Origin of the sequence: Streptomyces sp. H27-C3 (assembly GCF_030063415.1) — a bacterium.
In the GTDB taxonomy this organism is placed as follows: Bacteria; Actinomycetota; Actinomycetes; order Streptomycetales; family Streptomycetaceae; genus Streptomyces.
This window is the reverse complement of sequence record NZ_JASITA010000003.1, coordinates 127,154-148,774: the sequence shown is the minus strand read 5'-3', so window position 1 is coordinate 148,774 and position 21,621 is coordinate 127,154. Positions and strand designations below refer to the sequence as shown.

Below are 21,621 nucleotides of genomic sequence, written 5' to 3'. Positions count from 1 at the left end.
CGCTACCCTGACCCGCGTGGACCCCCTCGTGCGTGACGCCGCCACCCTGACCGACCGGATCGCTCAACTCGACGAGGACGTACGCGCCTTCGTCCCCGAGCCGGATCGCCCGCGGCGGATCGCCGCCGACGCGCGGAGGATTGCCGAGCGGTGGCCCGACTCCGCCGAGCGGCCCCCGCTGTACGGCGTTCCCGTCGGCATCAAGGACATCGTCCGCGTCGACGGGCTGCCCACCCGGGCCGGGTCCGAGCTGCCGGCCGACGCGCTCGCGGGCCGCCAGGCCACGGTCGTGGACCGGCTGCGGCGGGCCGGCGCGCTGGTCGCGGGCAAGACCGTGACCGCCGAGTTCGCCGTCCTCGCACCGGGCCCCACCCGCAACCCGCGCGACCTGGCTCACACCCCCGGCGGATCGAGCAGCGGATCGGCCGCCGCTGTCGCCGCGGGCATGGTGCCGCTCGCCGTCGGCACCCAGACGGTCGGCTCGATGATCCGCCCAGCCGCGTACTGCGGGGTGACCGGCTTCAAGCCGACGTACGGCCGCATTCCGGTGGACGGGGTCATCGCCAGCGCCCCGTCCTTCGACACCCTCGGCCTGTACGCCCGCGACGTCGCGGGGCTGGCCACGGCCGCAGCTGTGGTCTGCGACGACTGGCAGTCGGCCGCGCTCGGGAGCGGATCCCCGGGCCCCGTCCTCGGTATCCCGGTCGGCCCCTACCTGGAGCGCGCCGGGGCCGAGGCCCTCGATGCCTTCGACGCCCAGGTGAAGCAGGTGCGCGCGGCCGGTTTCGACGTACGGCCGGTGCCGATGATGGACGACTTCGAGCAGATCGTCGCGCAACTGTTCGTGATGAACCGCTACGAGGTGGCCCGGACCCACGCCGAGTGGTTCACGGCGTACGGCGAGCTCTACCGGCCCGAGACCGTCAAGGCGATCCGCGAGGGTCATGACATCGGGGACGACGCGTACGCGCGGGCGCGGCAGGAGCGCGAAGAGTTCCGCGAGCGGATCGCCGCCGCGAAGGATGCCCACGGCATCGACCTGTGGATCACCCCGGCCGCCACCGGACCGGCGCCGCGCGGGCTCGACAGCACCGGCAGTTCCCTCATGTGCCTGCCCTGGAGCAACGCGGGCCTGCCGTCCCTGAGTCTTCCCGCGGGCGCGACCCCGCAGGGTCTGCCGTTCGGGCTCCAGTGCGTCGCGGCATGGGGGGCGGACGAGCAGTTGCTGTCGTGGGCGCCCGGCATCGTGACGGCACTCGCCGGGCCGGGGCCGGTCGGCCCATGAGCGAGGAACTCGGAAGGCCGCGCCCGGCGGTGTGCCGAGCGCGGCCTTCACGCGGGACTTCCAGTGCCGCGCCAGGCAACATGTGCCCCGTCGCGACGCCCGGCACGCACTCTCGCCGCACCGGACGAAAGCCCAAGTACGTCCAGCACGAGGACTCCCGGCCGGCACGCCGAGAGCACGCACCGGACGCCCGCTCCTTGACGGGCAAACGTTGCCTGCCGCGGCTCTAGCCGAGGTGGTGCATCCACCCGTAGCTGTCGGCCGCCTTGCCCGTCTGGATGTCGAGCAGCGCCTTGCGCAGCTTGAGCGTGACGTCGCCGGGCTCCCCGTCGGCCTGGGTCCAGTCCGCGCCCAGGGACTTGACCGAGCCGACCGGGGTGATCACGGCGGCGGTGCCGCAGGCGAAGACCTCGGTCAGGGTGCCGTTCTCGGTGTCGCGCTTCCAGTCCTCGATCGAGATGCGGCCCTCTTCCGAGGTGTAGCCGAGGTCGGTGGCGAGCTTGAGGAGCGAGTCACGGGTGATCCCGGCAAGCAGCGAGCCGTTGAGCTCGGGGGTGACGATCCTGTCCCCGTACACGAAGTACAGGTTCATGCCGCCCATTTCCTCGACCCACTTGTGCTCCAGGGCGTCGAGCCAGACCACCTGGTCGCAGCCCTTCTCGGCCGCTTCGGCCTGGGCGAGCAGGGAGGCCGCGTAGTTGCCGCCGGTCTTGGCGAAGCCCATGCCGCCGGGGACCGCGCGGACGTAGTTCTCGGAGAGCCAGACGGAGACCGGCTTCACGCCGCCCTTGAAGTACGCGCCGGCGGGCGAGGCGATGACCAGGAAGAGGTACTCGTTGGCCGGCTTCACACCGAGGCCGACCTCGGTCGCGATCATGAAGGGGCGCAGGTAGAGCGAGGACTCTCCACCGTGCTCCGGAACCCACGCCTCGTCCTGCTTGATCAGCGCGTCGCACGCCTCGATGAAGATGTCGACCGGCAACTCCGGCATGGCGAGGCGGCGGGCGGACCGCTGGAAGCGCTCGGCGTTCGCGTCGGGGCGGAAGGTGGCGACCGTGCCGTCGGGGTGGCGGTAGGCCTTCAGGCCCTCGAAGATCTCGATCCCGTAGTGCAGGGTCATATTGGCCGGGTCGAGCGACAGCGGCGCGTAGGGCACGAGCTGCGCGTCGTGCCAGCCGCGGCCTTCGGTCCACCTGATCGTCACCATGTGGTCGGTGAAGTGGCGGCCGAATCCGGGCTCGGCCAGGATCGCCTCGCGCTCTGCGTCGGACAGGGTGCGTGAGGAGGGCTTGAGCTCGATCGTGGGCGTCGTCATGAGTGCTGTCCTTCACCGGTTGTGTGTGGTGGACCGCGCTCACGCCTCTGGCAGGACGTCCGAGCTTCCCCTCATACCGCGGCCCCACGTTCGATTATCGCGCGTGTGGGGCAGTGTACGAAACGGCGTGAAATGCGGCCCAGGGTTGATGGTCGCACCCGGCCGCGACAAAGCACAGCCGCCGGGTGTCTGTGACCCGGCGGCTGTGGGAGGAGTCGTCGGGTCAGCCCGCTACTCGTACGGAGATCGCGTCGCCGATTTCGTCGGTGGTACGGGCTGCCGCGCCATCGCGCTCCGCGAGGTCGGCGGTGACCGCTTCCTCGATACGGACGGCCTGCGCCTCGAATTCGAGGTGGCGCAGGAGGAGCGCGACGGAGAGGATCGTGGCCGTCGGGTCGGCCTTGCCCTGGCCAGCGATGTCGGGCGCGGAGCCGTGCACGGGCTCGAACATGGACGGGAAGGCTCCCGTCGGGTTGACGTTGCCGGAGGCGGCCAGGCCGATGCCACCCGACACGGCGGCGGCGAGGTCGGTCAGGATGTCGCCGAAGAGGTTGTCGGTGACGATGACGTCGAAGCGCTCCGGCTGCGTGACGAAGAAGATCGTCGCTGCGTCGACATGCAGATAGTCGGTGGTGACCTGCGGGTATTCCTCGCCGACCTGGTCGAAGACGCGCTTCCACAGGTGACCGGCGTACACGAGGACGTTGTTCTTGTGGACCAGCGTCAGCTTCTTGCGGGGTCGGGCGGCTGCCCGCTCGTACGCGTCACGGACGACGCGCTCCACGCCGTACGCCGTGTTGAGGCTGACCTCGGTGGCCACCTCGGCGGGCGTACCGGTGCGCAGCGAACCGCCGTTGCCTGTGTACGGGCCCTCGGTGCCTTCGCGGACCACGACGAAGTCGATGTCGGGGCGGCCGGCCAGCGGCGTCGCGGTGTTCGGGAACAGCTTCGACGGGCGGAGATTGATGAAGTGGTCGAAGGCGAAGCGGAGCTTGAGCAGCAGCCCGCGCTCCAGGACACCGGAGGGCACGGACGGGTCACCGATCGCGCCGAGCAGGATGGCGTCGTGCTGCTTGAGGGATTCGAGCTCCGCGTCCGGGAGGGTCTCTCCGGTGCGGTGCCAGCGCTGGGCGCCCAGATCGTATTCCTTGGTCTCCAGCTTCACATCCTGCGGCAGAACCGCATTGAGGACCTTGAGGCCCTGGGCCACGACTTCCCGGCCGATGCCGTCACCGGGGATCACTGCGAGATTGAGGCTGCGAGACATAACGGCACCCTACTCCGCGTCCCATCCCCTGACACCTGGCGTCCGCGATACGGACAGACCTTCGGGGGGCCGGGCCGAGTGGCGCAACGGCACAGCACCTCGACAGGTTCTGTTCACCCTGCGTACCGACCGGAGTTGGCTGCTGCTGGGAAGTTCTCCTGCATGACCGACACTCCCCGCACCGGCATCCCGGGCCGGCTCGCGAGCCGCATGAGCATGCCGGAGCAGCACGAGTACCTGCGGGCGAAGCTCTCCCGCAGACGGGCCATCTCCTCGACCGCCGCCACGGTGGGCGGCGCCGCGCTGCTCGGCGGCGCGAGTCCGGCGTACGCGGGATCCCCGACGCTGCTGACGGACACCGTCACCGCCCGCGTGGACGGGTCGTTCGTCGCGCCCTTCGGGCGGCATCTGGCCTTCGGCGCCGATCCCAAGACGCAGATGCGCGTCTCCTGGCAGGTGCCGTTCGCGGTCGGGAAGCCGTATCTGCGGGTCGGGCTCAAGCCGTGGGAGTTGAGCCGCAAGATCGAAGCCGAGGTGCGCGCCCTGCACACGCCCTCGCTGACGCGGAAGCTGCCTGCGGTCGACCAGTACTACCTGCATGTGGGCCTGGACGGGCTGCGCCCCGGGACGACGTACTACTACGGGGTGGGGCACGACGGATTCGATCCGGCCGAAGCCTCGCGCCTTTCGACGATCGGCTCGTTCCGTACGGCGCCCGCGCTCCCCGAGACCTTCGTCTTCACGGCCTTCGGCGACCAGGGCGTGAGCTACGACGCCCTTGCCAACGACCAGTTGATCCTCGGCCAGAACCCGTCCTTCCATCTGCACGCGGGTGACATCTGCTACGCGGACAGCAAGGGCCAGGGCAGGGAGTCGGACGCCTACGACGCCCGCGTGTGGGACCAGTTCCTGGCGCAGACGGAGAGCGTGGCCTCACGGGTGCCGTGGATGGTGACGACCGGCAACCACGACATGGAGGCCTGGTACTCCCCCAATGGTTACGGCGGCCAGTCGGCGCGCTGGTCGCTCCCGGGCAACGGGCCTGACGCGGCAGGAGCCCCGGGCGTCTACTCCTTCACCTACGGCAATGTCGGTGTCGTCGCGCTGGACGCCAACGACGTCTCGTACGAGATCCCGGCCAACAAGGGTTACACCGACGGGGCGCAGAGTGCCTGGCTCGACAAGCGGCTGGGCGAACTGCGCCGGCAGCCGGAGATCGACTTCATCGTGGTGTTCTTCCACCACTGCGCCTATTCGACGTCCACCCACGCATCGGACGGCGGAGTACGTGACGCCTGGCTGGCGCTGTTCTCCCAGCACCAGGTCGATCTGGTGATCAACGGGCACAACCATGTGTACGAGCGCACGGACGCGATTCTCGACGGCGAGGTGGGCAGGCCGGTGCCGGTCGGGGGATCGACCGACCCGACGCGGGACGGCATCGTGTACGTCACCGCGGGCGGCGCGGGCAAGGACCTGTACGGCTTCGGGCCCGGAGTGAAGGACAGCTACGAGGGCAACATCCATGACCACGAGCACATCGTGACGTTCCACTGGACGAAGCTGCGGCTGCCCGACCCGGACACCGTGGAGTGGTCGCGGGTCAGGTACACCGGCTTCTCGTTCCTCGCGGTGGAGGCCGAAGCCGGCGCCTCACCGAAGCTCACGGTCTCCGCGCTCGCCGAATCGGGCGAGCGCGTCGACCACTTCGAGATCCGGCGCGGCGGCCGGTAGGGGTGTCGGGGCCCTCAGTGGCCGGTGGAGCCGCCGTTGTCGCGGCGGTCCAGGGCGCGCTGCAGGGCGGCTGCCGCCTGCTTGCGGTCGGACTCGCTGGTACGGGCGGCGTGGCGGACGCGGCGTGCGGTCTCAGCCATGATGATCGACTCCTTGAGATCAGAACGATTTCGAGGTGCCGGAAGAGGCGGGGAGTGGGCGCCGCAGGGGTTGCCTGCTTGAGGGCGCCGGCTCACGACCGCCGTTCGCTGATGGAGCGAGACGTTCGGCTACTACCAAGCTAAGTGAGACCGGACTGTCTGTCTCCACAATTACTCGGACTTCCTACTATCTGAGACGCGATCTTGGCCCGGCGGCCGATCCGGTGGCAGACGATGGCCCGCATCGCCATCTGCGCCGACGTGCGGACGCTGAACCAGTTCGGCGGCCAGGGCGGGGAGGTCGAACGGATCGACCGGGTCGGGATGTTCGTGAGCCGCCGGGTGCCGAGAGCGGCGACGCGGTGGGAGTACGGCGCTTGAGGACACGCCCGCAGGGCGTCCGGGGTCCGGGGCCTGCCCCGGCTTCGGGAAGGGGCGGGTAGGGGAAAATCACAGCACATCCCCGTCCCGCCAGTCGAAGACCAACGCGTCCGACGCCGCCGGGAGCCCCGCCGCCCCTGGCCAGAGATACGTCGTCCCCTCCTCCTCCGGCAGCGCCACCACCCCGTCCGGGCCCAGCGCGGCGATCGCCCCGGGCCACACCTGCCACCCCCGCGCCTCATACAGGGCCGCGCCCTCGTGAGACGCGGACAGCGCGCCCACCCGGTACGCCGTGCCGATCACGCGCTCCAGCGCGTCCATCACCCGGCCGCCCAGGCCCTGCCTGCGCCGGTCGGCCCGTACGGCCACCGCTTCGACGTAACCCACGCGCAGGGAGCGCCCGCGGTGCAGGGCCCGGCGCTGGATGACGCTGCCGTGCGCGGCGATGCCCCGGCTGTCCCGCACCCACGCGTGGACGCCGCCCAGTGCGTGGTCCCAGTCGTCGTCGCTGAAGTCGTGGTCGAAGGCCGCGTCGAGGAGGGCACGGATCTCCTGGCGGACGGCCGGGTCCAGCTCCGAGGTGTGGGCGGTGCGCAGCGGCTCAGTCATGCACGGCATTCTCCCAGGACCCGTCCGTGACAGCTGGTGAGTTGCGCACCGGGCACACGGAGCGTGGACGAATAGTGGCGGGCAGGCGGCAGCCCCCGCCTGATGTCCGGCGGGGGCTGCGGCCATGACTCAGAACACGTTCACGCCGTACGCCGCGAGGGCCTCCTTCACCGGCTGGTGGATCGCCGAACCGCTGGTACCCGTGCAGCCGGAGCTGCCCGAGTGGATGCCGAGGGCTACGGAGCCGGCGAAGTGGGCGCCGCCGCTGTCGCCGCCGGCCGAACAGGCGGTGGTGCGGACCATGTTGTGGACCGGGCCGTCGCCGTAGTTGACGGTGACGTTGATCGCGCTGACCGTGCCGCTGGTGACCTTCGTCGTCGAGCCGCTCTTCTCGATGGCCTGGCCGACGACCGCGTCGGCCGCGGACGCGATGTCCTGGTAGCTGCCGTTGTAGAGGTTGACGTTGCCGACCGCCGACGAGGCCGTGTTGTAGCGCACGATGCCGTAGTCGTTGGTCGGGAAGCTGGTGCCCTCACGGACGCCGATCACCGGACCGCCCGAGGTGGCCGACCAGTTGGCGGAGATGTTGGTGCAGTGCCCGGCCGTCACGAAGTACCGGGTGGCACCCTTGGCCACGTTGAACGCCGACGAACAGCGCGAGCCGCCGCCGTAGATGGCGTCACCGCCGGACATCTCCCGCTTGAAGACCCCCGGCACCCGCTCGACGCGCACCGCGTCGCCGAGCTTGGCCGCCGTCCTCTTCAGCCGGGCCATGTCCCGCGCGGACACGGACCGGTCGGCCTCGACCGTGATCCGGTTGACCCTCGGGTCCAGGCCCCAGGACGTGCCGGTGATCTTCGCCTCGGACTCCAGGGTGTCCACAGCGGCGTCGAGCTGCGCGGCGCCGCGCCGCACCCGCTGCGGTGTCGCGCCGGCCGCGCGGACCTGCTCGGCGGCGCGGTCGCTGGTGACGGTGACGACGAGATCGCCGGTGCGCCGGTCGAGGTAGGTGCCCGCGGTTTCGTCACCGAGCCGCTGGGTGAGGGCGGAGTCCAGGGCGTACGGCGAGGGGGTGGCCGAGGGCTCGGCGCCGGCGGAGGCCGCGCCGACGCCCAGGGCGCCGATGACGATCAGGGCGGACAGAGCGGCGTGCGTACGAACGGTACGTCTCATGGGGGGAAGCTCCTTGGTCCGTTTTCCGTGGGGGACGCTGCGGTGAATTTGACATGCGCATTGCCATTCCACAAGACCGCCCGAGCTGCGCGCTGCCGGGCTGCCGGGCGGTAGCTGATTCGTTCCGCCCGCGCGGGGCACTCGGAGTTACGACGAGGGAGGCAAGCACATGAGTACACGAGCCATGGCATGGCGGGGCAAACGCACCGCGAGGCAGGCGTCGGACAGTTCTGCCCTGGAAGCCGCCGCACGCTGGGGCTTCGGGGCACGCGGGGTGCTTTATGTATTGATCGGCCTGCTGGCCCTGCAGATCGCCTTCGGCGGCAGCGGCGGGAAGACGGCCGACCGTGGTGGCGCGCTCGCGCAGGTCGCCGAACAGCCGCTGGGCTCCGTCATGCTGTGGGTGCTCGGCATCGGACTCGCCGGCATGGCGCTGTGGCGGCTCTCCGAAGCGATCTTCGGCGCTGCGGGCCCCGACGGCCACAAAACCCACAAGCGCCTGCTGTCCCTGGCCCGTTTCGTCTTCTACGGCTTCGTGGCGTACTCGGTGATCGCGTTCGCCGTAGGTGACAAGGGCAGTGGCAGCGGTGAGAGCGACGGCCAGTCCCAGGACGTGACGGCCAAGGCCTTCGAGCTTCCCGGCGGGCAGTGGATCGTCGGCATCGGCGGCCTGGCCATCGTGGGCGCGGGCCTGTGGATCGGTAGCCGCGCGGCCATGCGCAAGTACCACAAGCACCTGAAGATGGGCGAGCTGACGGGCCGCACCCGTACCGCCGTCGACGTCACCGGTGTGGCCGGCGGCATCGCGCGCGGCGTGGTCTTCGCCGGGGTCGGCGGCTTCGCGGTCAAGGCCGCGGTCGACTACGAACCGGACAAGGCCAAGGGCATCGACGACACCCTCCACTCCTTCACCCAGACCCCGGCGGGACCGTGGCTGCTGGCCGTGATCGCGGTGGGCCTGGTGCTGTTCGGCGTCTTCTCCTTCGCGATGGCCCGGTGGCGCAAGATCTGAGCGGAGCCCCGGCCCCCGCCCCGGAAGCACGAACCGCCCCCGTCCGGTATGGGGGCCAGGACGGGGGCGGGGGCTCGCGTGGGCGGCAGGCGCCCGGGGCGGTCAGCCCTGGTGCGGGTAGGTGTACTCGGTCGGGGCGACCAGGGTCTCCTTGATGGCCCGCGTCAGGGTCCAGCGCTGGAGGTTCTGCGGAGCGCCGGCCTTGTCGTTGGTGCCCGACGCGCGGCCACCGCCGAAGGGCTGCTGGCCGACGACGGCGCCGGTCGACTTGTCGTTGATGTAGAAGTTGCCCGCGGCGTAGCGCAGCTTGTCCATCGTGTACGCCGCCGCGGCGCGGTCGCCGGAGATGACGGCCCCGGTCAGGGCGTAGTCGGACGCCGACTCCATCTGCTCCAGCATGGCGTCGTACTTGTCGTCCTCGTAGACGTGGATCGCGAGGATCGGGCCGAAGTACTCGGTCGAGAAGACCTCGTTCTCCGGGGCTGTGCACGCGATGACCGTCGGACGGACGAAGTAGCCGACCGAGTCGTCGTAGGTACCGCCCGCGACGATCGTGCAGGTCGGGTCGGCGGCGGCGCGGTCGATCGCGGCCTTGTTCTTGGCGAACGAACGCTCGTCGATGACGGCGCCCATGAAGTTCGACAGGTCGGTGACGTCACCCATGGTGATGCCGTCGACCTCGGCCGCGAACTCCTCCTTGAAGCCGGAGTTCCAGATCGAGGCCGGGACGTACGCGCGCGACGACGCCGAGCACTTCTGGCCCTGGAACTCGAACGAACCGCGGGTCAGTGCCGTCTTGAGGACGGCGCGGTCGGCGCTCGGGTGGGCGACGACGAAGTCCTTGCCGCCCGTCTCACCGACCAGACGCGGGTACGTGCGGTACTTCTCGATGTTCTCGCCGACCGTCTTCCACAGGTGCTGGAAGGTCTTGGTCGAGCCGGTGAAGTGGATGCCGGCCAGGTCGCGGTGGGTCAGAGCGACCTCGGAGACGGCGATGCCGTCGCCGGTGACCAGGTTGATGACGCCCTTGGGCAGGCCCGCCTCTTCGAGGAGCCGCATCAGCAGCACCGCGGCGTGCGTCTGCGTCGGGGACGGCTTCCACACGACCACGTTGCCCATCAGGGCCGGGGCGGTCGGCAGGTTGCCCGCGATGGCCGTGAAGTTGAAGGGCGTGATCGCGTAGACGAAGCCCTCCAGCGGACGGTGGTCCAGACGGTTCCACACACCCGGGGAGTTCGCCGGCGGCTGCTCGGCGAGAAGGTCACGGGCGTACTTGACGTTGAAGCGCCAGAAGTCGACAAGCTCACAAGGAGTGTCGATCTCCGCCTGCTGGGCGGTCTTCGACTGGCCGAGCATCGTGGAGGCCGCGAGGGTCTCGCGCCAGGGGCCCGAGAGCAGCTCGGCCGCGCGCAGGATGATCGCGGCGCGGTCGTCGAAGGACATCGCGCGCCATGCCGGAGCGGCGGCGAGCGCGGCGTCGACCGCGTCCTGCGCGTCCTGCTTCGTGGCGTTGGCGGCGGTACCGAGGACGGCCTTGTGGTTGTGCGGCTGTACGACGTCGAATCGCTCGCCACCACCCAGTCGCTTCTCACCGTTGATCGTCATCGGGAGTTCGATGGGGTTCTCGGCCAGCTCCTTGAGCTTGGCGTCGAGGCGGGCACGCTCCGGAGTACCGGGGGCGTAGGAGTGGACCGGCTCGTTGACCGGCGCGGGGACCTGGGTTACAGCATCCATGGTTGCCGAATCTCCTTGGGTGATAGAGGTGATCAGCCGCGGCTGACGAGCGAGCGGAGGAAAAAGGCGAGGTTGGCCGGTCGCTCCGCGAGGCGGCGCATGAAGTATCCGTACCAGTCCGAGCCGTATGCGACGTAGACACGCACCCGGTGCCCCTCCGCGACGAGGCGTTCCTGCTCGCCCTCGCGGATGCCGAAGAGCATCTGGAACTCGTACTCGTCGAGCTTGCGGCCCGCGCGACGGGCGAGCTCCTGCGCGATGGCGACCATGCGCGGGTCGTGCGAGCCGACCATCGGGTAGCCGTCGCCGGCCATCAGGATCTTCAAGCAGCGGACGTACGCCTTGTCGACCTCGGCCTTGTCCTGGTAGGCGACGGCCGCGGGCTCCTTGTAGGCGCCCTTGACCAGGCGCACCCGCGAGCCTTCCCCGGCGAGCGCGCGGCAGTCGTCCTCGGTGCGGAAGAGGTACGACTGGAGGACCGCGCCGGTCTGCGGGAAGCGTCCGCGCAGGTCGGCGAGGATCGCGAGCGTGGAGTCGACCGTGGTCTGGTCCTCCATGTCGAGGGTGACCGTGGTGCCGATCTCGGCGGCGGCCTCGACGACGGCCTGGACGTTCTTCAGCGCCAGGTCGTGACCACCGGGCAGCGTCTGCCCGAAGGACGAGAGCTTCACCGACATCTCGGCGCGCACGCCCAGGTCGAGCGGGCCCAGCGCGTCGACCAGCGCGAGATACGCGTCACGGGCGCGCATCGCCTCGCTCGCGTCGCTGATGTCCTCACCGAGCACGTCGAGGGTGATTTCAAGACCGCGGTCGGCCATCGACCGGACCGCCGTCATCGACTGGTCGAGCGACTCCCCGACGATGAAACGGTCCACCACGGGCCGGGTGACCGGCGCGGCGGAAACGATGCGGCGCATCTTGTCGCTGCGCGCGGCAGCAAGGATCACAGGAGCCAGCACGGGGCACCTCCACGGACGAGGATCGGACAAAGCCGCAGACCCGACAGGGCCGGAACGGTACGGAGAACCACCGTGAAATCTAAGGATCGCTCCGATCCCGAGCCATCGACACCTGTCACGCATCCGTGGCCCGCATCTCATACAGATGTCTGAAGGAATGCGAGTATGGAGGAGTGAAAGACGATTACCAGGAGCTGGTCGATGAGATCTCGGCGCTGCTCGGCGCCCCCGCGACGCTGGAGGACCGGGATTTCCGACTGATCGCGTTCGGCGCGCACGACAGCGACTCCGGCTTCGACGAAGCGGCCATGGACCCGGTCCGTACGCGCTCGATCCTCACCCGGCGCTCGACCGCCGAGGTGCGGGCGTGGTTCGAGAAGTTCGGCATCGCGACGGCGGAGGGCCCGGTGCACATCCCCCCCGACCCCGCGGCCGGGGTGCTGCGCGGCCGACTCTGCCTTCCCGTGCGCCACCGGGGCACCGTCCACGGCTATGTGTGGCTGCTCGCCGGGGACTACGGGCCGCACGGCCCTGTGCCGGACGAGGCGATGAAGGTCTGCGCCCGGATCGGGGAACATCTCGCGGACGAGGCCCGCGCCCGCGCCGACCTCGGCCCGTATCTGCGCACGCTGCTCACCTCGGAGGCCGCCGAACGCCGGGCCGCCGCGCTTGCCTCGCTCGGCACGGCGCTGGGCGGCGGTGGCCCGTACGCCCTGTTGTGCGCGGCGCCCTGGACGGAACTCGCGCCCGGCGTACGTACGGTCCCGGGCGCGGCGGCCCTGAGCGTGGTCCCGGTGCCGGGACCGGCCGGTCCCAGGCTCGCCGCGCTGATCAGGATCCGTACGCGGACGGACCTCTCCCCTGCCCTCGCGGCGGCCAAGAACCTGCTCACCGCCGCAGGTCCCGTCGTCGGCATCGGCAGCGCCGTGAGCACGCTCGACGACCTGCCCGGAGCCTGGCGGGAGGCGTCGGCGGCGGCCCGCGCGGCCCTGGCTCGGCCCCATCTCGGCCCGGTCGCCGAGTGGGCGTCGATCGGCCCGTACCGGCTGCTGGCCGCGCTCCCCGACAGCGGCCCCGGCCATCCCGTCGACCCCGCGGTACGTCCGCTGCTCGACCCCGCCCACGCCGAACTCGCCCGCACCACGGAGGCGTACCTGGACTGCGCGGGCCAGGCGGGCCGCACGGCGAGCGCCCTGAACATCCACCGCCAGACGCTCTACTACCGGCTGTCCCGGGTGGAGCAGCTCACCGGCCTGGATCTGCACGACGGCGAGGACCGGCTGCTGCTGCACATGTCCCTCAAGGCGGCACGGCTGTAGCCCCACGCACAGCAGCGCGCCCGGTAAGCAAGGTCTGCATACCGGGCGCGCTGCTGTGTACTACGTGCTTGCCTACTACAGGGCGTGCGTCAGTCGGAGAGGTTGACCGAGCGGGCCGAGGCCGCGCCGATCTCGTCGCTGATCTCCGCGAGCACGGCCGGCGGGATCGTGTCGTCGATGGTGAGGACGACCAGCGCCTCGCCGCCCACGTCCGCGCGCGAGACCTGCATGCCCGCGATGTTCAGCCCGGCCTCGCCGAGGATGCGGCCTACCGTGCCGACGACACCCGGGCGGTCCTGGTAGCGCAGGACGACCATGTGGTCGGCCAGCGTCAGGTCGATGTCGTGCTCACCGATCGCGACGATCTTCTGCAGGTGCTTGGGGCCGGCCAGTGTGCCGGAGACCGAGACCTCCTCGCCGCCCGACAGCGTGCCGCGCACCGTGACGACGTTGCGGTGGTCCGGGGACTCCGAGCTCGTCGTGAGGCGGACCTCGACGCCGCGCTCCTGTGCGAAGAGCGGAGCGTTGACGTAGCTCACGGTCTCGTCGACGACGTCCTCGAACACGCCCTTGAGCGCGGACAGTTCGAGCACCTTGACGTCGTGCTGGGTGATCTCGCCGTACACCTCGACGTCGAGCCGGGCCGCGACCTCGCCCGCGAGCGCGGTGAAGATACGGCCGAGCTTCTCGGCGAGCGGCAGACCGGGGCGCACGTCCTCGGCGATGACGCCGCCCTGGACGTTGACCGCGTCCGGCACGAGCTCACCGGCGAGCGCGAGACGCACGGACCTGGCGACCGAGACGCCCGCCTTCTCCTGGGCCTCGTCGGTGGAGGCGCCGAGGTGCGGGGTGCAGACGACCTGGTCGAACTGGAACAGCGGGGAGTCCGTGCAGGGCTCCTTCGTGTACACGTCCAGACCGGCGCCGGCGACGCGGCCCTCCTTGAGCGCGGAGGCCAGCGCCTCCTCGTCGACGATCCCGCCGCGGGCGGCGTTGACGATCCGGACCGACGGCTTGACCTTGTGGAGGGCCTCGTCGCCGATGAGGCCGAGCGTCTCGGGGGTCTTGGGCAGGTGGACCGTGATGAAGTCGGCGACCTCGAGCAGCTCGTCGAGCGAGAGGAGCTTGACGCCCATCTGCGCGGCGCGCGCGGGCTGCACATAGGGGTCGTACGCGACGATCTTCATGCCGAAGGCCGACATGCGCTGCGCGACGAGGACACCGATCCGGCCGAGGCCGACGACGCCCAGCGTCTTCTCGCTCAGCTCGACGCCCGTGTACTTCGAGCGCTTCCACTCGCCGTTCTTGAGGGCGCTGTTGGCCTGCGGAATGTTGCGCGCGGTGGCGACGAGCAGGCCGCAGGCGAGCTCGGCCGCGGTGACGATGTTCGACGTCGGAGCGTTGACGACCATGACGCCGGCCTTGGTGGCGGCGGAGACGTCGACGTTGTCGAGACCGACGCCCGCGCGGGCGACGACCCTGAGCTTCTTCGCGGCCGCGATGGCCTCGGCGTCGACCTTCGTCGCGGAACGGACGAGAATCGCGTCCGCATCGGCAATGGCGGGCAGCAACTCGGCGCGGTCGGCGCCGTTGCAGTGCCGGATCTCAAAATCCGGACCCAGGGCATCGACAGTGGCCGGCGACAGCTCTTCCGCGATGAGTACGACTGGTTTCGAGCTCACGTGAGTCCTCACTGGTCCTTTGCGGACGGCCGTCCCGACGGCCGAAGGCGGTGGAGGGGCTAGCCGCGTGTGAGACGCACGACGCTGTGGGCCTTACGCGTGTATGTGTGGATGAGTGTAGTGGGACCGGAAGACGCGTCCTGTGCCTCGACGGAAGGATCACCCGTCCGTGGCTGGACGTTGTGTCCACTTGCGCACGGGCCGGGTGTGCCCGAGGGGCCGCGGCGGCTGCCGCGGCCCCTCGGGCGGAAGGCTTACGCCTCTTCGTTGTCGACCCAGCTCATGAGCTTGCGGAGCTCCTTGCCGGTGGTCTCGAGGAGGTGGTCGCTGTCCGCCTTCTTGTACTCGTTGTACTTCTTCAGACCGCCGTGGTACTCGGCCATCCAGTTGTTGGCGAAGGTGCCGTCCTGGATCTCGGTGAGGATCTTCTTCATCTCGACCTTGGTCTGGTCGGTGATGATGCGGGGGCCGGTGACGTAGTCGCCCCACTCGGCGGTCTCGGAGACCGACCAGCGCATCTTGTCCAGGCCACCCTCGTACATCAGGTCCACGATCAGCTTGAGCTCGTGGAGGCACTCGAAGTACGCGATCTCCGGCTGGTAACCGGCCTCGGTCAGGGTCTCGAAACCGGCCTTGACCAGGGCTGCCGTACCACCGCAGAGAACGGCCTGCTCACCGAACAGGTCGGTCTCGGTCTCCTCGGTGAAGGTCGTCTTGATGACGCCCGCACGCGTGCCGCCGATGGCCTTGGCGTAGGAGAGCGTGAGCGCGAAGGCCTTGCCGGTCGCGTCCTGCTCGACGGCCGCGATACACGGAACGCCGCGGCCTTCCTCGTACTGGCGGCGGACCAGGTGGCCGGGGCCCTTGGGGGCGACCATGCAGACGTCGATGCCCTCGGGGGCCTTGATGAAGTCGAAGCGGATGTTCAGGCCGTGGCCGAAGAACAGCGCGTCGCCGGCCTTGAGGTTGTCCTTGATGGACGCCTCGTAGATCTCGGCCTGCAGCGGGTCCGGGACGAGGATCATGATGACGTCGGCCTCGGTGGCGGCCTCGGCGACGGTGACGACGCGCAGGCCCTGCTCCTCGGCCTTGGCCTTGGACTTCGAACCCTCGTGCAGACCGACTCGGACGTCGACACCCGAGTCGCGCAGCGACAGCGCGTGGGCATGCCCCTGACTGCCGTATCCGATGACCGCGACCTTGCGGCCCTGGATGATGGACAGGTCGGCATCGTCGTCGTAGAACAGCTCGGCCACTGGGATTCTCCTTGGTGTGCACGTCTTGGAATTGACGCTGTTTGCGTCCCACCGTACGGCGGGATGGGGGCGGGGGTTCTTGGGTCTCGCCATGCGAACAACAGGGACGCTGCGAACAGCAGGGCTCAGGGGAACAGCAGGACCAGGCGCCGTGCGAGCCGCCGGAAGCGGCACCGCACGGACACCGCGGTCACGCGGACCTGTCCAGCGATCGCAGGCTGCGGTCCGTGATGGACCGGGAGCCTCGCCCTATGGCGATCGTGCCGGACTGGACGAGCTCCTTGATGCCGTACTGCTCCAGCATCTTGAGCATCGCTTCGAGCTTGTCGGCGCCGCCGGTCGCCTCGATGGTGACGGCCTCCGGCGAGACGTCCACGGTCTTGGCGCGGAACAGCTGGACGATCTCGACGATCTGCGAGCGCGTCTCGCTGTCGGCCCTGACCTTCACCAGGACGAGCTCGCGCTGGACCGCGGCGCCGGACTCCAACTCAACGATCTTCAGTACGTTGACGAGCTTGTTGAGCTGCTTCGTGACCTGCTCCAGCGGCAGCGCCTCAATCACGTTCACCACGATCGTGATGCGCGAGATGTCGGGGTGCTCGGTGGTGCCCACCGCGAGGGAGTCGATATTGAACCCGCGGCGGGAGAACAGGGCCGTGATCCGCGCGAGGACACCCGGCTTGTTCTCGACCAGGACGGAGAGTGTGTGCTTGGACATGGGCTTGAAGTCTCTCTCTCGTCTTCTCAGTCGTCTTCGTTGTCGCCGAAGTCGGGGCGGACCCCGCGGGCGGCCATGACCTCGTCGTTGGAGGTGCCTGCGGCGACCATCGGGTACACCATGGCGTCCTCGTGGACGATGAAGTCGATCACGACGGGGCGGTCGTTGATGGAGTTGGCCTCGGCGATGACCTTGTCGAGGTCGGCCGGGTCCTCACAGCGGATCGCGTAACAGCCCATGGCCTCCGACAGCTTGACGAAGTCCGGGACGCGGGTGCCCGCGCTCGGCTGCTTGCCGTCGGCGTCCGGGCCGCTGTGCAGCACGGTGTTGGAGTAACGCTGGTTGTAGAACAGGGTCTGCCACTGGCGGACCATTCCGAGGGCGCCGTTGTTGATGATGGCGACCTTGATCGGGATGTTGTTGAGCGCGCAGGTGGTCAGTTCCTGATTGGTCATCTGGAAGCAGCCGTCGCCGTCGATCGCCCAGACCGTACGGTCGGGCATGCCGGCCTTGGCGCCCATCGCGGCGGGGACCGCGTACCCCATCGTTCCGGCGCCGCCCGAGTTGAGCCAGGTCGAGGGCTGCTCGTACTGGATGAAGTGCGAGGCCCACATCTGGTGCTGGCCGACGCCCGCCGCGAAGATCGTTCCTTCCGGGGCGAGTTGTCCGACGCGCTCGATGACCTGCTGCGGCGACAGCTGGCCGTTCTCGGGCAGGTCGTAGCCGAGCGGGTAGGTGTCGCGCCAGCGGTTGAGGTCCTTCCACCAGGCGGTGTAGTCGCCGGTGTTGCCCTCCGTGTGCTCGGCCTGGACGGCCTGCACCAGGTCGGCGATGACCTCGCGGGCGTCGCCGACGATCGGCACGTCCACGGCGCGGTTCTTGCCGATCTCGGCGGGGTCGATGTCCGCGTGGATGATCTTGGCGTACGGCGCGAAGCTGTCCAGCTTGCCCGTGACCCGGTCGTCGAACCGGGTGCCGAGCGCGATGAGCAGGTCGGACTTCTGCAGTGCGGTGACGGCGGTGACCGCACCGTGCATACCGGGCATTCCCACGTGCAGGGGGTGGCTGTCGGGGAAGGATCCCAGCGCCATGAGGGTGGTGGCGACGGGTGCTCCGGTGAGCTCTGCGAGGACCTTCAGTTCGGCGGTGGCGCCGGCCTTCATGACGCCGCCGCCGACGTACAGCACGGGCCGCTTGGCCTGGGTGATCAGCCTGGCGGCCTCGCGGATCTGCTTGGCGTGCGGCTTGGTCACCGGGCGGTAGCCGGGCAGGTCGTTGGTGGGCGGCCAGCTGAAGGTGGTGCGGGCCTGGAGGGCGTCCTTGGCGATGTCGACCAGGACCGGCCCGGGGCGTCCCGTCGCGGCGATGTGAAACGCCTCGGCGATGGTCCGCGGGATGTCCTCGGCCTTGGTGACCAGGAAGTTGTGCTTGGTGATCGGCATCGTGATGCCGCAGATGTCCGCCTCCTGGAAGGCGTCCGTGCCGATGGCCTTGGAGGCCACCTGGCCGGTGATCGCGACCAGCGGGACGGAGTCCATGTGGGCGTCGGCGATCGGGGTGACCAGGTTGGTGGCGCCGGGGCCCGAGGTCGCCATGCACACCCCGACCTTGCCGGTCGCCTGGGCGTAGCCGGTTGCCGCGTGACCCGCGCCCTGCTCGTGCCGGACGAGGATGTGGCGGACCTTCGAGGAGTCCATCAGCGGGTCGTACGCGGGGAGGATCGCACCGCCGGGAATGCCGAATACCGTGTCGGCCCCGACTTCCTCGAGGGAGCGGATGAGCGACTGCGCGCCCGTCACGTGCTCGACAGTGGCGACGTGCTGTCCGCCGGTGCGGGGCCGCGGTTGCGGATGGTGGGCCCCGGTGGCCTGCTCGGTCATCGGCATTCTCTTCTCGAAGCTGAGGGTTTTACGAGGGTTTGGGAGGTGCCAGTGCAACAAAAAACCCCTCGTGCCGGGAGGCAAGCGAGGGGAGCGCGTCGAGTGTGGTCAGCAGGGCCTTGGTCATGCCCTGCTTCAGCCGACGCGCTTTCCAAGTACGAGAATTCGGGTGCGCATGGCACTGACCTTCCCTCCGGCGCCCGGTGCCTGTCAAGTAGGTGGGACGGGCGTCTCAGTATTTGAACGCATCGGAGTATGTGTGAGCGCGTCGCTTCCGGTCGCGCCCACATGCCGTACGGGAAGTGATCCGCCCACCAGCACCGGCTCCGGCGCGCCTCCGGGCACCGAGAAGTCGCCGCGCACCAGCGCGCGGCGCAGCCGGTACTCGTCGAGCGGCCCGGAGAAGGCCATGCCCTGGCCATGGGTGCAGCCCATGGAGCGCAGGGCGATCACCTGCTCGGGTACGTCCACGCCGTCCGCCACGGACTGCATGCCGAGGTCGCCGGCGATCCGGAGCAGCCCACTGGTGATCTTGTGCAGCCTGGCGGACTCCACGACGCCCTCGACCAGACCGCGGTCCAGTTTCAGTACGTCGATGGGGAGCCTGCGCAGTGCGTTGATGGCGGCATAGCCACTGCCGAAGCCGTCCAGCGCGATACGGACGCCGAGCCTGCGCAGCGCCACCAGGCGCCGCTCCAGCTCATCGAAGGAGAACCGCGGGTCGCTGTCGGCCAGCTCGATCATCAGGGCCCCCGACGGCAGCCCGTGCCGGGTGAGGAGGGCCTCGATCGAGCCGAGCGGCATGGACCGGTCCACCAGCCTGCGCGCCGAGAGCCGGACCGCGACGGGCACCGGGTGGCCCGCGCGGTTGCGCTCGGCGGCCTGCTCGACGGCCTCCTCCAGCAGCCAGCGGCCCAGCTCGGCGGTGCGGTCGTTGTCGTCGGCGCCCCGCAGGAACTCGGCGGGCGTGAAGAGGATGCCCTGGGTGGAGCGCCAGCGGGCCTGGGCGGCGACGGCGGCGACCCGGCCGGTGGTGAGGCTCACCACCGGCTGGTGGAGCAGCGCGAACTCGCCCTCGTTCAACGCGGTGCGCAGTCGGGCGGCCAGCTCGGTCTTGCGGACTACCTCGGCCTGCATCTGCGGTGCGTACAGCTCGACCCGGTCCTTGCCGCCCGCCTTCGCGCGGTACATGGCGAGGTCGGCGTTGCGCATCAGGTCCGTGGGGGTGACGCCGTGCTCGGCGAAGGCCACCCCGATGGACGCGGCGACCCGCACCTCATGGCCGTCGATCTTGTACGGCTGGGAGAGCATCAGCCGCAGCCGGTCGGCGATCTCGTGCACCTGGCACTCCCGTGAGGCCTGGTCGTGGGAGCCCTCGCCCAGGATCAGCGCGGCGAATTCGTCACCGCCCAGCCGGGCCGCGGTGTCCCCGGACCGTACGGAGTCCTGGAGGCGGCGGGCGGCCTGGATCAGCAGCTCGTCGCCTGCCTGATGACCGATGGTGTCGTTCACCGCCTTGAATCCGTCGAGGTCGATGTAGAGCACGGCGGTGCCCGGATCGCAGACCCGGCGTCCGCCCAGCGCCTGACGGACGCGCGCGGTGAACAGGGCGCGGTTGGGCAGGTCGGTGAGCGGGTCGTGCTCGGCGTTGTGCTGCAACTGCGCCTGCAGGCGAACCCGTTCGGTCACGTCGCGGCTGTTGAAGATCAGGCCGCCCTGGTGGCGGTTGACCGTGGACTCGACATTGAGCCACTCCCCCGTACCCGATTTGAAGCGGCACTCCATACGGGTGGTCGGTTCCTCCGACGGTGGAGTGGCCAGAAAGCGGCGCACCTCATGGACCACGCGGCCCAGATCCTCGGGGTGGATCAGCGAGGCGAGCTCGGAGCCGATCAGCTCCTCGGCGTCCCGCCCGTAGACCCCGGAGGCGGCCGGGCTGACGTACCGCAGGATCCCGGTGGGCGCGGCGATCATGATGACGTCGCTCGATCCCTGGACCAGGGAGCGGAAGTGGTTCTCCTTCTGCGCCAGCTCCTGGGTGAGGGAGATGTTGTCGACGAGCATGATGCCCTGGCGCACGACCAGCGCGAGCACGACCGTGCATCCGGTGAAGACCACCACGCGGTCGACGCGGCGGCCCTCGGTCACGTTGTAGAGGATGCCGAGCGTGCAGACCGCGGCGGCGAGATACGGCGTGAGGGCGGCCAGGGAGCCGCCGATGGGCCGGCTGCCGGGACTGCGGGTGCCCCGGTGGTACGGAGCGTCCTCCCCCCACTGCCCCGCGCGACGCGCGCCCCAGGGCGCGTAGGCGAGGAGCAGCGAGCCGGCGAACCAGCCCGCGTCGAGAAGCTGGCCCGAGCGGTAGTTCTCACGCAGTAGGGGCGAGGTGAACAGCGCGTCGCACAGGACGGTCATGGCGAGGGCGGCGATGGCGGTGTTGATCGCGGCGCGGTTGGCGTTGGACCGCCGGAAGTGCAGCGCGAGGACCATGCTGACCAGCGCGATGTCGAGCAGCGGATAGGCGAGGGAGAGCGCGGCGTGGGACACGCTCTCGCCCTGGAAGTGCGCCGTGTGCGCGAGGGCGAGGCTCCAGGAAAGGGTGAGCAGCGAGCCGCCGATGAGCCAGGAGTCCAGCGCGAGGCAGACCCAGCCGGCCCGGGTGACGGGCCGCTTGGCGAGGACGAGCAGCCCGACGATGGCGGGCGGCCCGAAGCAGAGGAAGAAGAAGTCGGCGAAGGAGGGCGAGGGGACCTCGATCTCCAGCACGACCTCGTACCAGCCCCAGACCGCGTTGCCGCAGGCGGCCATCGCGGAGGAGACGGAGAACAGCAGCCAGGCCGGCCGAAAGCGGCTCTCTCTCGCGCGCGCGTAGAGGAAACAGGACACCGCGGCGATCAAGGCGGCGACTGCGAGGCCGAAGTCGCCCATGAAGAGGGCGAGTTCCGGGGATCCCCAGCCGAGGGCAGCGCCAGCGGCATAGCCTCCGCAGATCAGTGCCAGAAGAAGCTGGGAGTGCAGCCCCGCTCCGCTGCCGGAGACCGGCCGCCGGGTGAGGAGTGCTCCCGGGGCGGTCACCGGGCCACCAGGGAGCCCGGACCCCGGGACGCCCGGAGCCGGTGCGGGCCCGGTCTGGCCCTCGGATCGCACGAGGGTTGTC

17 protein-coding genes are annotated in these 21,621 nt (G+C 69.9%); 5 read left to right on the top strand and 12 right to left on the bottom strand.

The annotated features are described in order from the left end of the window. The first annotated feature begins 16 nt into the window (after positions 1-16). Complete coding sequence (locus QMK30_RS03975; RefSeq protein WP_283515728.1) at positions 17-1,285, top strand: amidase; 1,269 nt, start codon at positions 17-19, stop codon at positions 1,283-1,285. Between the two features lie 226 nt (positions 1,286-1,511). Here the strand turns inward: QMK30_RS03975 and QMK30_RS03970 are convergent, their stop codons facing one another. Beyond that, a complete protein-coding gene (locus QMK30_RS03970; RefSeq protein ID WP_283515726.1) occupies positions 1,512-2,600 on the bottom strand; it encodes a branched-chain amino acid aminotransferase in 1,089 nt (362 codons plus the stop codon). Between the two features lie 223 nt (positions 2,601-2,823). Then, entirely contained in the window at positions 2,824-3,867 is a 1,044-nt protein-coding gene (locus tag QMK30_RS03965; RefSeq protein WP_283515725.1) for a 3-isopropylmalate dehydrogenase, read from the bottom strand. Between the two features lie 162 nt (positions 3,868-4,029). Here QMK30_RS03965 and QMK30_RS03960 point away from each other — a divergent pair, with 162 nt between their 5' ends. Beyond that, positions 4,030-5,601, top strand: coding sequence for a purple acid phosphatase family protein (locus QMK30_RS03960; RefSeq protein ID WP_283515724.1), 1,572 nt, complete (start codon positions 4,030-4,032; stop codon positions 5,599-5,601). Positions 5,602-5,615: 14 nt separating this feature from the next. Here the strand turns inward: QMK30_RS03960 and QMK30_RS03955 are convergent, their stop codons facing one another. After that, a complete protein-coding gene (locus QMK30_RS03955) occupies positions 5,616-5,741 on the bottom strand; it encodes a hypothetical protein (RefSeq protein WP_283515723.1) in 126 nt (41 codons plus the stop codon). Between the two features lie 234 nt (positions 5,742-5,975). On the opposite strand from QMK30_RS03955, the gene QMK30_RS03950 reads away from it, so the two are divergent. Continuing rightward, entirely contained in the window at positions 5,976-6,122 is a 147-nt protein-coding gene (locus QMK30_RS03950) for a hypothetical protein (RefSeq protein ID WP_283515722.1), read from the top strand. Positions 6,123-6,191: 69 nt separating this feature from the next. Here the strand turns inward: QMK30_RS03950 and QMK30_RS03945 are convergent, their stop codons facing one another. Both QMK30_RS03945 and QMK30_RS03940 read right to left on the bottom strand, forming a co-directional pair. Next, positions 6,192-6,731: a GNAT family N-acetyltransferase gene (locus tag QMK30_RS03945; RefSeq protein ID WP_283515721.1), complete on the bottom strand. Its 540-nt coding sequence runs from the start codon at positions 6,729-6,731 to the stop codon at positions 6,192-6,194. Positions 6,732-6,860: 129 nt separating this feature from the next. Further along, positions 6,861-7,904 (bottom strand): S1 family peptidase, encoded by a 1,044-nt coding sequence (locus QMK30_RS03940; protein ID WP_283515720.1) that lies wholly within the window; start codon positions 7,902-7,904, stop codon positions 6,861-6,863. Positions 7,905-8,073: 169 nt separating this feature from the next. Here QMK30_RS03940 and QMK30_RS03935 point away from each other — a divergent pair, with 169 nt between their 5' ends. Continuing rightward, entirely contained in the window at positions 8,074-8,916 is an 843-nt protein-coding gene (locus QMK30_RS03935) for a DUF1206 domain-containing protein (RefSeq protein ID WP_283515719.1), read from the top strand. Between the two features lie 102 nt (positions 8,917-9,018). Here the strand turns inward: QMK30_RS03935 and pruA are convergent, their stop codons facing one another. Further along, positions 9,019-10,650 (bottom strand): L-glutamate gamma-semialdehyde dehydrogenase, encoded by a 1,632-nt coding sequence (gene pruA, locus QMK30_RS03930; RefSeq protein ID WP_283515717.1) that lies wholly within the window; start codon positions 10,648-10,650, stop codon positions 9,019-9,021. A 32-nt stretch (positions 10,651-10,682) separates the two neighbouring features. Next, positions 10,683-11,609, bottom strand: coding sequence for a proline dehydrogenase family protein (locus QMK30_RS03925; protein WP_283515716.1), 927 nt, complete (start codon positions 11,607-11,609; stop codon positions 10,683-10,685). A 173-nt stretch (positions 11,610-11,782) separates the two neighbouring features. On the opposite strand from QMK30_RS03925, the gene QMK30_RS03920 reads away from it, so the two are divergent. Next, entirely contained in the window at positions 11,783-12,928 is a 1,146-nt protein-coding gene (locus QMK30_RS03920; RefSeq protein WP_283515715.1) for a PucR family transcriptional regulator, read from the top strand. 89 nt (positions 12,929-13,017) lie between these two features. Here QMK30_RS03920 and serA read toward each other — a convergent pair whose 3' ends face one another. From serA to QMK30_RS03895, 5 genes are all read right to left on the bottom strand, one after another. Further along, positions 13,018-14,610, bottom strand: a complete 1,593-nt coding sequence (gene serA, locus QMK30_RS03915; RefSeq protein WP_283515714.1) for a phosphoglycerate dehydrogenase — start codon at positions 14,608-14,610, stop codon at positions 13,018-13,020. A 254-nt stretch (positions 14,611-14,864) separates the two neighbouring features. Beyond that, positions 14,865-15,866, bottom strand: a complete 1,002-nt coding sequence (gene ilvC, locus QMK30_RS03910) for a ketol-acid reductoisomerase (RefSeq protein ID WP_283515713.1) — start codon at positions 15,864-15,866, stop codon at positions 14,865-14,867. Positions 15,867-16,056: 190 nt separating this feature from the next. Further along, complete coding sequence (gene ilvN, locus QMK30_RS03905; RefSeq protein ID WP_283515712.1) at positions 16,057-16,584, bottom strand: acetolactate synthase small subunit; 528 nt, start codon at positions 16,582-16,584, stop codon at positions 16,057-16,059. Positions 16,585-16,610: 26 nt separating this feature from the next. Continuing rightward, on the bottom strand, positions 16,611-18,470 hold the full coding sequence (locus QMK30_RS03900) for an acetolactate synthase large subunit (protein ID WP_283515711.1): 1,860 nt from the start codon (positions 18,468-18,470) through the stop codon (positions 16,611-16,613). A 204-nt stretch (positions 18,471-18,674) separates the two neighbouring features. Beyond that, on the bottom strand, positions 18,675-21,539 hold the full coding sequence (locus QMK30_RS03895) for a putative bifunctional diguanylate cyclase/phosphodiesterase (RefSeq protein ID WP_283515710.1): 2,865 nt from the start codon (positions 21,537-21,539) through the stop codon (positions 18,675-18,677). Between the last annotated feature and the right edge of the window lie 82 nt (positions 21,540-21,621).